Source organism: Paraburkholderia sp. Ac-20347, from assembly GCF_017104805.1.
In the GTDB taxonomy this organism is placed as follows: Bacteria; Pseudomonadota; Gammaproteobacteria; order Burkholderiales; family Burkholderiaceae; genus Paraburkholderia; species Paraburkholderia tropica.
Map to the genome: position 1 here is coordinate 1 of NZ_JAAGPN010000204.1, position 14,379 is coordinate 14,379.

A 14,379-nucleotide genomic window follows, 5' to 3' on the forward strand; every position below is an offset into this window, starting at 1 on the left:
GCCGCGCGCCAGCGCTCGAGCGTCACGCCCGCGAGCACGTCGGCGGGCGGCTGCGGCGGCTCGGCCGTGGGCGTTTGCGGACCATCGGGCGGCAGCGAGAGCGCGAAGGCGGGATCGTCGAGCGTCGCCTGCAAGTCGAGACACACATGGCCGCGCCCCAACTGGTGACTCGCAAGCGCGGCGGCGAGCAACAACAGCGGCGGCGCATCGGGCGTCTCGTCGAGCAGAAAGCGCGCGAACGCGCCGTCGAGCGTGCGCAGCCAGCCGCGCTCGACCCAGCGATCGAGCGTCGCGAGCATCTGCGCCGCCGACTCACTGGCGTTCGCGCGCGGCATGCTGGACTCAGCCGCTTCGACAGACGCGGGCTTCACCACCTCCTCGATCTCTTCAGGCAAGAACGTGTCGAACAGATCGCCGGTCGTGCCGATCGCGCCTTTCGGCAAATCGTTGCGCGTGTTGCGTCGCGGGCTCATGCTGCATCCTCAAGCGCGTCGTGATGCGCGAACAGCGCATCGAGTCCTTCGATCAGCTCGCGCGGCGGCCGCTCGCAATGCAAGCCCTGGCTCGGCGCACGGCCGCCGCGCAGGAACATATAGACGGCGCCGCCCACGTGCAGGTCATAGTCGTAATCGGGCAAGCGCGCCTTCAGCAAGCGGTGCAGCGCAAACAGATAAAGCGCGTACTGCAACTCATAACGCGAGTGCAGAATCTGCGCGCTCATTCTCGATTCGGTGTACGAATCATCGTCGGCTCCGAGCCAGTTCGATTTGTAATCGGCGACGTAATAGCGGCCCTCGTGCTCGAAAACCAGATCGATAAAACCCTTGAGCATGCCATTCAAACGCGTCGCGTCGAGCGGCGGACGCGGCGCGCCGTCGAGCGTGAGTTCGGTGACGAGCGCATCGAGCTCGAGCGTATTCACCTTGTGCGCCGCGACCCAGAATTCCATTTCCGCCATATACGACGCGCTGTCGAGCTTCGCGAGCGTGAGCGGCGCCACCGCCTCGCCATCGATCGACGGCAGGCGCAGCGGCGTGCTGAGCCACGCCAGCATCCACGACGTGAGCGTATCGATCCATTGCGACCAGCCGCGCACGTTGCAGCGCCGCGCGATCATGTCGCGCAGTTTCGTGGCGTCGCGCGCGACTTCCGCAAAGCCCTCGTTCGCCACCCACTCGATCAGTTCGTGCAGGAAGCTGCCGGCGTCCGCGCCTCGCTCGAAGCCGTGCATCGGTGCGCCCTCGGGCGCGAGTTCCGCCGATACGGGCAGCCCATCGTCCGCGTCGATATCGTCGATCACGCGCGCGTCGAGCAGTTCGCGAAACACGTCTTCACTGCGCGTGTCGGGCGCGATGTGTTCTTCCTGCGCCATCTGCGACATCTGCGCCGCGTAGGCGGGTTGCGTGCCCTCCACGGTTTTCAGGCTCGAATAGCTCGCGATCCACCACGGTTCGCGCCCGCGCCTCGGGAACATGCGCGCGTGGCCGCGCACGACGCCCGGCCCGCGCAGCGCGAATGTTTCTTGCGTGGGCAAAGGTGCTTCCGCCACCGCGATATCCGTGCACGCGCCGCGCAACTCGCCGAGCAGCGTCGCGCTCTGCTCCGCCGGCAACGGCGCGCCGCCGCTCACCAGATAACCGAATGCGCTGCCTTCGACGTTCTGCACCGGCGCATAACCGATCCACGTCGCGTAACGCGCGCGCGTGAGCGCGACGTAAAGCTTGCGCAGATCCTCGCCGAGCCGCTCGCGATCGGCCTGCGCCAGCACCGGCATATCCGCTTCGAGCGTGACGCGCAGATTGCCCGCCTCGTCGTGCCATTTGAACGGCACGTCGTCGGCCTTCACCGCGCGATGCGCGCACGCGAACGGCAGGAACACGAGCCGATATTCGAGGCCTTTCGACTTGTGGATCGTCACCACCTGCACGAGCCCCGCGTCGCTTTCGAGGCGCAACTGGCGCGCGTCGCCACCGCCGCCCGCGCTCTCGTCCTCGCGTTGTTCGTCGAGATAGCGGATCAATGCGTGTTCGCCGTCGAGCTGCGTGCTCGCCTGCTGCAACAGTTCGGCCAGATGCAGCAGATTCGTGAGCGCGCGCTCGCCGTTCAGGCCCGCCGCCGCGCTCGCGCCGAGCAGACGCTGCGGCACATGGAAGTCGTTGAGCAGACGACGCAGCATCGGCAGCACGCCCTTCTTGCGCCACACTTCGCGATAGCCGCGGAATTGCAGCACGCGTGCTTCCCACGCGATTTCGTCGCGACCGAGCGCATCGAGTTCATCCCAGCCGAGGCCGAGCGATCCCGTTGCGAGCGCGCTGCGCACGAGGCGGCCATCGTCGGGTTCGGCGCACGCACCGAGCCAGTAGCGCAATTCTTCCGCTTGCGGCGTTTGATACACGGAATCGCGATCGGACAGATAAACGCTGCGCACGCCACGCGCCGCCAGCGCTTCGCGAATCGCGCGCGCTTCGTCGCGATTGTTCACGAGCACCGCCATGTCGGCCGGCTGCAAGGGCCGCATGCCGTGCTCGCCTACGAAGCCCGCCGCGCCCGCCTGGCCGAGATTCAGCAGGCGCGCCATCTCGGTCGCGCAACTCGCCGCCATGCTCGCGAAATACGCGGTCTTGCTCAAGGGTTTGCCGTCGGCCGAAGCGGGCAACCACCAGACGTTCAGCGCGGGCACGTCGCCACCGGGCGCGACCAGCGAGTCGGGACGCCCTGCTGCATCCGCCGCGACGAAAGGCAACGCATTGGCTTCGCCTGGCGCGCCGCGAAACAGGAATGCGCCGCTGCCCTCGGGCCGCTGCTCCGCGGCCTCGAAACAGCGATTGACCGCATCGACCATTGCGCGCGTCGAGCGGAAATTCTTCTTGAGCGTATAGAGCCGCCCCGCGCACGCCTCGCGCGCACGCAGATACGTGTAGATATCCGCGCCACGGAACGCGTAGATCGCTTGCTTAGGATCGCCAATCAAGACGATAGCCGTCTCATTGCGGTTCGCCTGGATATCGTAGACCGCATCGAAGATCCGGTACTGAACCGGATCGGTGTCCTGGAACTCGTCGATCAAGGCCACCGGATACTGCTTGCGGATGATCTCGGCCAGACGCGGGCCATTGAGCTTCTTCAACGCGTCGAGCAGACGCGTGAGCAGTTCGTCGAAACCCATCTGCGAGCGGCGCGTCTCTTCTTCTTCGAAACGCCGCGCGATCCAGCGCGCCGCGTGGCAAAGAATCGGCAGCTTCGCCATGGGCCGCGCGGCCAGCGCCTCGCGCAACGCCTCCATCGCCACGAAGCAATCGTGCGCGGGCGGTGGACCGTCCTTCCAGATTTCCGCGAGACCGGCAGGCGTGAGACGCGTCCACACGGCCGCATCGTCCTTGAAACCGGGATGCAGACTCTCGGGATCGTTGGCCCATTCGCGCAGCTTGCTGAACCATGTTTCGCAATTGCGCGTATTCAGTTTCTTCGCGTCGAACAGCTTCTTCTCGCGCGCAGCCGCAATCAGGCCTTCCGCTTCGTCGATGCCCGCGCGCCACGGCGCTTTCAGCAGTTCGAGCGCGTCGTGCGCCTGCTTGCGGGCTTCGCTCAGCGCGGCTTCGGGCACATCGGCGTCGGGCAGCAGTTCGGCGTGGCCGAGCAGGCTGCGAATCGCACCGTGCAAGGCATCGGGACTCGCGAACCACGCGCGGACCTGCGCGGCGTCCTGCGCGTCGAGCGGCGCGAGAAACGTGCGCCAGTAATCGCGCACGACTTCGGCGCGCAACTCGGTCTGATCGGCTTCGAGCGTCTGCGAAAACAGGCTGTCGCTGTCGAAGGCGTGCTCGCTCAGCATGCGATTGCACCAGCCGTGAATCGTCGAGACCGCCGCTTCGTCCATCCATTCGGCGGCGAGTTGCAGACGGCGCGCGCACGCGGGCCATTGCGCTTCGGGATACTCTGCACGCAGATCATGCAGCAGATCGGTGCCCGTCGCGTGCTGCGAATCTTCGCCGGGCTCGGCGCGGAAATACTCGGCCGCTTCGATCAGGCGCGCGCGAATCCGTTCGCGCAACTCCTTCGTGGCGGCATCCGTGAAGGTCACGACGAGAATTTCCGGCGGCGTGAGTGGACGCATCGCGGGCTGTGCATCGGCAGCGGTTTCGCTGTGCGCGAGCCCTTCTTCGTCTTCGCTCAATTCGTCGAACTCGTCGCCGAACTCAAACTCGTCGCGCTCCTGAGCGTCACGCGTGCCCGCATGACCGAGCACGAGGCGCACGTAAAGCATCGCGATCGTGAAAGTCTTGCCCGTGCCCGCGCTCGCTTCGATCAGGCGGCTGCCGTAAAGCGGAAACGAAAGCGGCTTCAGTTCGTTGGCGATCATGTCGTCGGCGGGGGTCATGCGGCGTCTCCTGCGTTGTCGGCAGACGCGGCGCCGCTTTTCTTCTTCGATGAAGCGAGCGGCGCGCGCTGCACCGGCAGCAATAAAGTGGCCGCGAGCGTCGCGAATTCGTCGTTCGCGATCAGCGTGTCGAAGTCAGGAAACGCGCGGCGCACGTACGGATTCGTCTCGCACTCGCCCGCCATGCGCGCCGCGCCCTCGAAGGCCGTGCGCGCCGCTTCCCACGCTTCGGCGGGCACCGCGCCCGACGCCGCGTCGTAGTCCGCCGGCAATTTGCGCAGCCAGGCGAAGGCTGTTTTCACCGCGAGCGGCAACGGCCGCCGCGAGCCTTCGTCCCACGCCGCCAGCAACGCAAGCAACCACGCGCGCGCAGTCTCGCGCGCGAGCGGCGCGAACTCCGCCACGCCCACCTTACTCACCACGACCGTGGTCACTTCGCCCACCGCGAGTTGTGCCGCAACGTGCGCGACCCAGTACGCGACGAGCCGCTCGCCGCGATACTTGTTGTCCTTCACGAGCGTGCCGGGTTCGAGAATCACGCGCCCGAGCGTGCCGTCCTCGCCTTCGCGAATATCGTCGAGCCAATCCTGCACGTCGATCGTGCGGCCTTCGCGCGCGAGATCCAGACGAATTTCATATTGATCGGTACGCAGACGCGGCCAGCGCGCGAGCGCCTTGCGATATTCGATGAACAGTTCTTCCATCGGCGCAAGCAGTTCCTCGCCGATCACTTCGCCGAAGCCGCCGCTCGCGAGATCGCCGCTGCGATGCATGCGTTCGAGCCGTTCGCGCGCGACCGGTTCGAGATCGGTTTCGCCGCGCTCCATCGCCGCCACCTGTGCGCGAATCAGTTCGCCCTGCAACTGCCACGCCTGCAGCGCATCCACTTCGAACGGCTCGTGGTTCTCGCTCGCCTCGTCCTGCATTTCGAGCGCCACGCGCAGACGCTGACGAAAGAAGCTGCGCACCGGATCGCGGAGAAACTCCGCGAGTTCGCGCACCGAAAGCGGCTCGTCGCGTTCGGGCGCGGGCAGCGTCGGCGCGTCGGCCGCGCCGCTCGCCAGCGGCGCGGGACGGCTCCATTCGTGCGCATAGGTGTACAGCGGCGCGTGACGCGGATCGGCCGGAAAATAGTCGGCGCTGAACGGCTGCAAACGATGTTCGATCGTGAGCGCGTCGAGCAGCGCATCGGGCTTGCCGTCTTCGCTGTCGAGTCGCCAGCCCGCCTTGATGTGATCGCGCAACTGCCCTACCAGCACCGAAGGCGGACGCGGCGTGTTGTCGGTCACGCTACGGCCGATCCACGAAATATGCAGATGCTCGCGCGCGGACAGCAGCGCTTCGAGAAACAGATAGCGGTCGTCCTCACGGCGCGAACGGTCGCCGGGACGATAGTCGCGCCGCATCAGGTCAAAGTCGAGCGGCGTGCGGCTGCGCGGATAATCGCCGTCGTTCATGCCGAGCAAACAGACGTAGCGAAACGGAATCGCGCGCATCGGCATGAGCGTGGCGAAGGTCACCGCGCCCGCGAAAAAGCGCTGCGAAAGGCCGCCGCCGTCGAGCTGGCCGAGCCAGTTTTCGGCGACGATGGCGAGCGGCAGCGCGTCCGTGAGTTCGGCTTCGCTGCACGCGTCGCGCCACGTTTCGAGCGCGCTGTCGAGGCGTTCGAGCGTGTACGCGTCCTCGCCTTCGTCGGTGGCGAAGAAGGTGGACTTCAGCGCGCGCAGGCGCTCGCACCAGACGTCCACGCTCGCCGGTTCGCGCAGCGTGCGCCATGCGTGGTCGAGCGCGTCGATCAGGCGCGTGAGCGGGCCGAGCAAGGCCGCGTCGAGCCCGCCGATCTCCGCATACGGTTCGATCCCGCGCCACGCGTTCGCACGATCGCCGGCCGCATAACCGAGCAGCATCCGACGCAGCCCGAAGGCCCAACTGTTGGGCGCGCCGCTTTCGCCAGGCGGCAGGCCGAGGCTCGCGCGCTGTTCGGCATGCAGACCCCAGCGGATGTTCGCGCCGTCGATCCAGTTGCGCAGCGTCGGCACATCTTCCGCGTCGATCTCGAAGCGCGCGCGCACGGCGGGCACTTCGAGCAGATCGAGCACGTCGCTCACGGTCACGCGTCCGTGCGGCAGCGCGAGCAGCATTTCGAGCGCGCCGATCAGCGGATCGAACGCACGCTGCGCGCGGTCCGCGACGCTGAACGGGATATAGCGCGGATCGTCGCTATCGACGAGACCGAACACGGCCTGAATATGCGGCGTGTAAATCTCGATGTCGGGCACCATCACGATCACGTCGCGCGGACGCATCGCGGGGTCCGCCGCGAACGCCGCGAGCAGACGGTCGTGCAGGATCTCCACTTCGCGCTGCGCGCTGTGCGCGACGTGAAAGCGGATCGACTCGTCGGTCTGCGGATCGACGGCGGGCCAATGCTCGCGCGTTTCCGGCAGCGGACGCAGATCGCGAATATCGTCCTGCAACTCTTGCAGCAGCGTGTGCGCGTCGGCGCCGTCGAACAGATCGATACGCTGGCCGATGCGCGTGAAATGCGGCGTGTAGGTTTCGCGCGCTTCGTCGCTGTCGTATTCGTCGAGCAGGCCGATGAAGTCGCGCCCCTGCTTGCCCCACGCCGCCAGCAAGGGCTGCGCGTGCAGATGCAGTTGCGATTCGTCGAGCACGGCGGGCGCGCCCGCGCGGCGACGCTGACGCGCGTGACGCGCGCGCAGCAGATCCTGGTCGGCGACGATATCGGCCCAGTAATGCATGCACGGGTTGTGCACGCAGAGCAGCACCTGGCTCCAGCGCGCGAGCGCCGCGAGCACTTCGAGCGACTGGCGCGGCAGGCTCGAAATACCGAACACCACGAGGCGGCGCGGCAGGCCTCGCGGCCTCGGCTCGCCTTCCTGCCACGCCTGCGCGCGGCGCATGAAGAGATCGTGCACGGCGGCGCGGCCGGTTTGCGCGAGCGCGCTGCCCGCAGGCGCGCGTTCGCTCACGTCGGCGAGCAGCGCGCGCCAGAGCGCGGCTTGCCAGCGCGCGTCGTCGGCGAGCGGCACGCGGTTGTTGCGCGCGTCGATCAGCACGTCGTCGTGATCGGCCCACGCAGCGAGCCAGTCGGCGCGATACACCTGGTACTGGTCGAACAGGTCGGCCACGCGTTGCGCGAGCTGAAAGCACTTGCGCTGTTCCTCGTCGTTGGCCATGAAGCGCTTGAGCGGCTCGTAGCCCGGTTCGTCGAGCAGCGCGGGCAGCATGCGCATCAGCCGCCAGACGAGGCGCGATTTATCGAACGGCGAGACGGCCGGCACCGCGTCCTCGCCCAGCACCGCGCGATAGACCTGCCAGAGAAAACGCGAAGGCAGCGACATTTCCAGTGCCGCCGCGATGCCACAACCGCCGTCCTCGGGATCGGCGGCGAACGCGAGCTTGAGCCACTGCGCGATGCCGTTACTCTGCACCAGCAGCATTTCCTTTTCGAGCGGCGCGATCGGATGCTGACCGATCCACTGAACGATCAGATCGCGCAGCCGTTCGGGTTCGTTGCCGTGAACGAGCATCAGGCCCGGAGGCAAGGCGCGCGCGTTCACATGCGGCTCCGTTGCGGCGCGCGGGCGGGCCGGGAAAGAAGATCGTGCGGGTGGAATGCGGCCATGTCGCCTGGTCGTAAATGTCGCAAATGTTGCCGATAGGAAACTCGGGCGCGGCGCGGAGCGGCGCGTGCCGCCCCGAGGATATCCGCGGCCCGATGCGATAGTTTACGACATCGGCGTGCTCAACGATGCCAGGTTTTGCGACGCGGCCAGCGACGGTTCAGGCCGGTTCAGGCCGCGCGTGCGCCCGGAGCGGGTATGGCGTCCACGTCGAGGATGACGTGAGCCGCATGGGGGCTTTCGTGCGTAGATAGTGCGGTGTAGCGCGCGCGTGGCGTGAACATGCGCTGAAGTGATGGTCGCGAATTCACGGTCGAACCGCGGTCGAAGCGCGGTCGAATCCGCGCTTGAATTCGACCGCGCTTCGTTCCCGTCTGCTGGCGCAGCCGCCGCGCTCAGGCCAGCGTGGCCGCCGCGAACTTGCCGATATCCGTAGCCGGATCGCGCAGCGCCGCCAAGTCGAGCGTCTTGCCCGAACCGACCAGCTTCTTGCCGCACAGGAAGTCGGGCATCGAACTGACCGCATCGACCGCCAGCAGCGTGCCGTTTTTCAGGTAGTAGACGGCAAAGCGGCGCGCCGCCGGGTCGCCGCGCACGACGGTCTCGTCATAGCCTTCGAGCAGGCCGACCGTCTGCAGCTTCAGTTCGTACTGATCGGACCAGAACCACGGCGCGTCGCAGGCCGGACGCGGCTTGCCGACGATCGCCGCCGCCGCGAGCTTCGCCTGCTCGACCGCGTTGTGCACGCTTTCGAGGCGGCCCGTGCGGCTGTAGTGCGAAAGCGGACGGCTCGCGCAGTCGCCGATGGCGAACACGTCCGCGTCGGAGGTGCGCGAATCGTCGTCGACCTGAATGCCGTTGACGCAGATGATGCCCGCCGTCTCGGCCAGCCCCACGTTCGGCACGATGCCGATGCCGATCAGCGCCAGCGTGGCCGGCACGACTTCGCCGCCCGCGAGCTGCACGCCCGTGAGCTTGCCGTTTTCGCCCACCAGCGCCTCGATCTTCGCGTTCAGGCGCAGATCGACGCCCTGCGCGCGATGCAGGTCGGCGTAGAAGGTCGACACGATTTCGCCCGTCACGCGGCCGAGCACGCGCGGCGCGGCTTCCAGCACGGTCACGTCGTGGCCGAGCTGGCGCGCGGCAGCGGCGGCTTCGAGGCCGATATAGCCCGCGCCGATCACGACGAGCTTCTCGCCGGGCTGCACGCGTTCGCGCAGCACGTCGGCGTCGGCGAGCGTGCGCAGTGCGACCACGCCCGAGAGGTCGTGGCCCGGCACCGTCAGCGCGCGCGGCAGCGAGCCGGTGGCGAGAATCAGCTTGTCATAGTGCAGGCTGCTGCCGTCACTGAGCGTGAGCGTGTGGCTCGCGCGGTCGAGCGACTGCGCGCTCACGCCGAGCTTCAGCTCGATGCGGTTGTCTTCGTAGAACTGGCGCGGCTTGAGCCAGAGGCGCTCGACATCGGCCTCGCCCTTCAGATACGCCTTGCTGAGCGGCGGACGATGATACGGCGGCACGGGCTCTTCGCCCACCAGCACGATGCGCCCTTCAAAACCGTATTGACGCAGCAGCGCCGCGGCATTGCCACCCGCGTGCCCTGCCCCGACGATCACCACCGTGCTGCCCTGTTCCTGCATGTCCGCTCCCTGAGGTCTGCGTGCGCGCGGCCCGCGCGCCGTGTTCGTGTTTCGTATCCGCGTCGCCTGTTTCGTTCAGGCACGCTTTGGCCCGCCATTTTCGCATCGGAAACACGCGGCTAGTGCCTTGCTTGCGCCTGCTTGCGCCGTGTTTCCGATCGGCAACGCGTGCTCGCGCCGCTGGCCGGGACCGAGATCATCTCACGATCGCGCCGCCCGCCCTGCAAAAGTCCCCGTTTCGCGCGGGTATCGCCGCTCAATCGAGCGCGCGGTCGTTCGGCGCGGCGTAGAGCTTGCGCAGCGCGTCGCTCATCGGAAACCGCCAGGCCGCGCCGCTGCCGGGCGTCGACTGCTCGAACCATTTCGCGTAGAGCCGGGCCATTTCGCCGCTCGTCATGAGCGCGCTCATGGCGTCGTCGACGACCTGACGGAAGCCCGGATCGCCGTTGCGCATCACGAACGCATAGGCCTCGGACGACTGCGGCGTGCCGACGATCACCCAGTCCGACGGCTTCGCCATGTGGGCGCGCGTGCCTGCGAGCAGGACGTCGTCCATCATGTAGGCCACGGCGCGGCCCGATTCGAGCATGCGCCGGCCCTCGCCGTAGTCGTGCGCGCTGAGCACCTGCATGTTCATGTGGCGATCGAGGTTCATGCGGCGCAGCATGCGTTCGGACGTCGTGCCCTGATTCGTGACCACGGTCTTGCCGGCGAGATCCGGAAAATCGCGGATGCCCGAGTCGCGGCGCGTGAGCAGGCGCGTATCGGCGATGAAGAACGTATCGGAGAACTGCACCTGGCGCTGGCGCGCGCGGGTATTGGTCGTCACGCCGCAGACCAGATCGACGCTGCCGTTCTGCACGAGTGGCATGAGATTCTGCGATGTGACGGCGATAAAGCGCACGCCCAGCCCCGGCCGCTGCGTGCGCGCCTTGACCGCCGCGATCACGCGGTCGCAGATGTCCTGCGAAAAGCCGACGACCTTGCCGTTCGCATCGACCGACGAAAACGGCACCGAGGTCTCGCTGTAGCCGATCGCAATCGCGTTGGCGTCGCGGATCTTGTCGAGCGTGGGCTGCGCGACCTGCGCGCGCGCCTGGCCCGGCCACGCCACGATGACGGCTACCATCGCGACGAACGTGACGAGCGCGGCGCGGGCGGCGGTACGCGCGCTCGACGGCGGGCGCCTCAATCGGCTCATAACAGTCTCTCTCCTTGTTGACGGGCGAACGGCAGCAAACCTTGCGCGCATCCCGAAATCCGATGCCGCCCTGCATCATGCCACGGCCACCGCTTCCCTTTGACGGACGGCAAGCCCGCGATAAAGCGACGCGACTATTCTTGCGCCCGGCTCGCGCGGGCCGCCGCGCGCATCGTCCTCACCGGTACGGCGCGTTCGCGCCGCATTCGGGCTGTATTCGCGCTGTATTTGCGCTGTATTCGTTCGCACTCCCTTCCACGGAAGCAACATGACCAAGGCAACCCTTTCCGCGCTGGCGCTCGCCGCCGCCCTCACCGCTCCATTCACCGCCGGCAGCGCATCGGCGCAACCGGCGCCCGCGCAAGCCGTGCCCTCCATCGACCAGTCCGATGTGTTCTACGCCGCCTGCCAGAAGCCCGAGAACCGCGACGCCTGCCTGCTGTACATGGCCGGCTACGCCAACGGCGCGCTCGTGCAGGCGCTGCTCGACCGCCAGCAGCCGCGCTACTGCCTGCCGCCGAACGCCACGCGTCCGCAGCAGCTCGGCGCGGTGCTCGCGTATATGAAGGGCCATCTGGAAAATATGCTCGAACCCACGGGCGCGGTCGTCTACAAGGCGCTGATCGCCGCGTACCCCTGCCAGGCGAAGCGCTGATCCTGCCCGGGCGCGGGCAACGGGGCTAGAATCGGCAAACCGCCCCGGCCCCCGACTGGAGATTTTCCGCCATGATCCTCGCCGCCTCGCCCCTTCGTCCGCGCGTCTATCTCGCGGGCTTCGACGTTTTTCGTCTCGATGCGATCGAGTACGGCGCGCGACTCGTTGCCGCGTGCGCGGAGTTCGGCTTCGAAGGCGTCTATCCGCTCGACGCCCAGGCGCCCGCCGACCTCGACGGCCCGCGCCAGGCCGCCTGGATCTACCACGCGAACATCGAATCGATCCGCACCGCCGACATCGTCATGGCGAATGTCGACGACTTTCGCGGCCCCGGCGAGCCCGACTCCGGCACGGCGTTCGAGATCGGCTTCGCCGCCGCGCTCGGCAAGGAAATCTGGGCTTATACGACGGACCAGGGCACGCTGGCCGAACGCGTGCCCTCGCAGGCCGACGCGCGCGGACGCATCTGCGAGCGCGGCTTTCTGGTCGAAGATTTCGGGCTCTCGAAGAACCTCATGATCGCGTGCTCGGCGCGCATCGTGCAAGGCGACGCGCGCGCGTGCCTCGCCGCGATGGCGCAAGGACGCACGCTCTGACGCGCGCCCTCGCGCTTCACGCGCCGCCAGCTATCGCGCTCAGTGATGCAGCGCGCTCAGTGATGCAGCGCGCTCATCGCGCTCATGCGCTGCAGCGCGCGGATGCGCGCCACGGCCGGACGGTCGGCGACCGCGCTCTGGTAGAGCTTCGCGAGATCGGCCTTGAGCGCCGTGCGCGACGCGCCGTCGAGATAGACCATATGCCCCGAGGGATAAAAGCGCGCGCTGAGGTTGTCGCGCACTTTCTGGTCGGCGAGCGGCATCTTCTGCAGATCGATCACGGTCTGATAGAACGGCGTGACGAAGTCGTAATAGCCGTTCGCGGACAGCACGCGTAGATCCGGATTCAAGGCCATCACCGCCGCCAGATCGCCGGCCGTGTAGAGCACGATATTGCCTTGCGCGTCGACGCCCTTCTGCGCGCCGGTCGGATCGATATGGCCGAAATTCCAGTTCTTGAACGCCTGATCGTTGAGGTCCGTAAACGACGAATTGGTGCGGAACTTGAGCGTCTCGTTCAGATAGCTGTTCCACATCGCCGTGTAGACGCCGCTGACCGCCGTCATGGTCGGATCGTTGCCGCCCGCATTCGGATCGACGTTGCCCGCAATGCCCGTGTCGATCGCCGTCACGCGCCCGTCGTACGAACCGAGCGCCACGCCCTTGTCCTTGAGCAGCGTGGTGAGAAAGAGCGAATTGCCGCGGCTGTCGTAACCGGCGACGTCGAGATTCCAGGCCTGCAGCGTTTGCGTGTCGATGCCCGTGTATTGCGAGAGCGTCTTGAGCGTGGCGGGAATCGACGGATCTTTCGGATCGGGAAATTTCGCCAGCGCCTCGCGATAATCGGTGCGCGCGAATTGCGCGACCTGCGCGACGAAACTCTGCAGATCCTTCGGCGCGGGCTTCACGCCGAGCCGCTTGTGAAACCACGCGTCGGCGGCGGCCGTCGGCAAGGCGCCGATGGGATTGCCGCTCTGCGTGTAATCGAGTATCGACGATTGCAGCGTGATGCCGTTCAGGTCCACGCCGTCTTCGTGCAGACGGTACGCGAGCACGCAGCTGCGCGCCGTGCCATACGATTCGCCGTACAGAAACTTCGGCGAATTCCAGCGATCGTTCGCGCTCAGATAACGCTTGATGAACTGCTTGAGCGAGTCCGCGTCCTGATCGACGCCCCAGAAGTCGCGGTTGTGATGCGGCGCGATGGCCGCCGAATACCCCGTGCCGACCGGATTGACGAAGATGAGATCGCTCTTGTCGAGCAGGCTGTCGGGATTGTCTTCGAGCGTATACGGCGCGGGCGGCGTGAAGCCCGGCATCGACGTCTTGATGCGGCGCGGCGCGAACGAGCCGAGCAGCACGAACACCGACGACGAACCCGGCCCGCCGTTATAGAAGAACGTGACCGGACGGTCCTGCGCCTGCACGCCGTCCTTCGTGAACGCCACGTAGAAGATCTTCGCGTTGGGCTGCGAGCTGCTCGGATCGACGGTGACGAGGTGGCCCGCGGTCGCGGTGTAGGCGATCACCTCCTTGCCGATCTGGATCGCGTGATGCGTGATGGCGGCGTTCTCGGTCATGTCGGTGACGAAGTCGTCGGGACCGTTGCCGTAGGCGGTGGGATCGAAGCACGGCTGGTCGGCGGGGCTGCGGTGCTTGCCGTTGCTGCCGGCCGGACCGTGTTCTTGACCGTTGCTGGACTGAGCCTCTTCGTTCATGTCGTCTCCTTGCTCGTGGTACGCCGGTGGGTCGTTCAGCGCCGCGCCTGACGGCAGGCGTGGGGGCTGCAACGGTGACGCACCGCGCGCCAGGACGCCGCGTCACGATCGACACGGCGCGGATGGCACGCGGTTTCGCTTCGGAAACCAGGAAAACTTTTGCGCACGCAGGAAAACTTTTGTGCGCGCCCCGCATCGAGCGCGAACCAGGCGGAGCGCGCAGGCACTCGATGCTACGCCGAGCCGAGCGCCGCCGCCACCTTGCTGCCCACCGGCGTGCCGAGTCCCGTGCAGGCGTCCCAGCCCGGTCCGGCGGTGTAATCGCCGTTGCTGCCGCTCGTGATGTCGTTGAACGCGCCGGGCTGCGCGTAGAGCTTCGCGTTGACGAAGCCCGCCGCCTTGCCGTTCGTCGCGTTGATGCGCGCGATCAGCGCGGCCCACAGCGGCGCGACCGCGCTCGTGCCGCCCACCACGGTATCCGCGCCGCCGATGTGCACTGCGTAGCCGCTGGCCGGATCGGCGTCGCCGGCCACGTCGGGCACGCCGC

At 67.1% G+C, this 14,379-nt stretch carries 7 protein-coding genes and 2 pseudogenes; 2 read left to right on the forward strand and 7 right to left on the reverse strand.

The features are described from left to right. From G3N97_RS28410 to G3N97_RS28430, 5 genes and pseudogenes are all read right to left on the reverse strand, one after another. Nucleotides 1-473 (reverse strand): annotated as a pseudogene (locus G3N97_RS28410) (hypothetical protein); the annotation flags it as partial. Continuing rightward, nucleotides 470-4,378: an exodeoxyribonuclease V subunit beta gene (gene recB / locus G3N97_RS28415; RefSeq protein WP_205996314.1), complete on the reverse strand. Its 3,909-nt coding sequence runs from the start codon at nt 4,376-4,378 to the stop codon at nt 470-472. The pseudogene G3N97_RS28410 and the gene recB, both read right to left, overlap by 4 nt. Continuing rightward, on the reverse strand, nt 4,375-7,962 hold the full coding sequence (gene recC / locus G3N97_RS28420) for an exodeoxyribonuclease V subunit gamma (RefSeq protein WP_346778133.1): 3,588 nt from the start codon (nt 7,960-7,962) through the stop codon (nt 4,375-4,377). Before recC ends, recB begins: the two co-directional genes overlap by 4 nt. A 458-nt stretch (nt 7,963-8,420) precedes the next feature. Beyond that, nucleotides 8,421-9,662, reverse strand: coding sequence for an FAD-dependent oxidoreductase (locus G3N97_RS28425; RefSeq protein WP_205996315.1), 1,242 nt, complete (start codon nt 9,660-9,662; stop codon nt 8,421-8,423). 256 nt (nt 9,663-9,918) lie between these two features. Beyond that, nucleotides 9,919-10,791 carry a transporter substrate-binding domain-containing protein gene (locus G3N97_RS28430; protein WP_205996320.1) on the reverse strand — a complete coding sequence of 291 codons (873 nt, stop codon included), beginning with the start codon at nt 10,789-10,791 and terminating at the stop codon, nt 9,919-9,921. Between the two features lie 340 nt (nt 10,792-11,131). Between G3N97_RS28430 and G3N97_RS28435 the strand changes: the two genes are divergently transcribed. After that, nucleotides 11,132-11,518, forward strand: coding sequence for a Rap1a/Tai family immunity protein (locus G3N97_RS28435; RefSeq protein WP_205996316.1), 387 nt, complete (start codon nt 11,132-11,134; stop codon nt 11,516-11,518). Between the two features lie 71 nt (nt 11,519-11,589). Beyond that, entirely contained in the window at nt 11,590-12,114 is a 525-nt protein-coding gene (locus tag G3N97_RS28440; protein ID WP_205996317.1) for a nucleoside 2-deoxyribosyltransferase, read from the forward strand. 56 nt (nt 12,115-12,170) lie between these two features. Here the strand turns inward: G3N97_RS28440 and G3N97_RS28445 are convergent, their stop codons facing one another. Continuing rightward, a complete protein-coding gene (locus G3N97_RS28445) occupies nt 12,171-13,832 on the reverse strand; it encodes a peptidase S1 (protein WP_205996318.1) in 1,662 nt (553 codons plus the stop codon). Nucleotides 13,833-14,065: 233 nt separating this feature from the next. Then, nucleotides 14,066-14,379, reverse strand: a pseudogene (locus G3N97_RS28450) (peptidase S53); the annotation flags it as partial.

Coding starts and splice junctions, on each gene's coding strand:
- G3N97_RS28425 (WP_205996315.1), bottom strand. CDS start 9,662: ATGCAGGAACAGGGCAGCACGGTGGTGATCGTCGGGGCAGGGCACGCG.
- G3N97_RS28440 (WP_205996317.1), top strand. CDS start 11,590: ATGATCCTCGCCGCCTCGCCCCTTCGTCCGCGCGTCTATCTCGCGGGC.
- G3N97_RS28430 (WP_205996320.1), bottom strand. CDS start 10,791: ATGGTAGCCGTCATCGTGGCGTGGCCGGGCCAGGCGCGCGCGCAGGTC.
- recB (WP_205996314.1), bottom strand. CDS start 4,378: ATGACCCCCGCCGACGACATGATCGCCAACGAACTGAAGCCGCTTTCG.
- G3N97_RS28445 (WP_205996318.1), bottom strand. CDS start 13,832: ATGAACGAAGAGGCTCAGTCCAGCAACGGTCAAGAACACGGTCCGGCC.
- G3N97_RS28435 (WP_205996316.1), top strand. CDS start 11,132: ATGACCAAGGCAACCCTTTCCGCGCTGGCGCTCGCCGCCGCCCTCACC.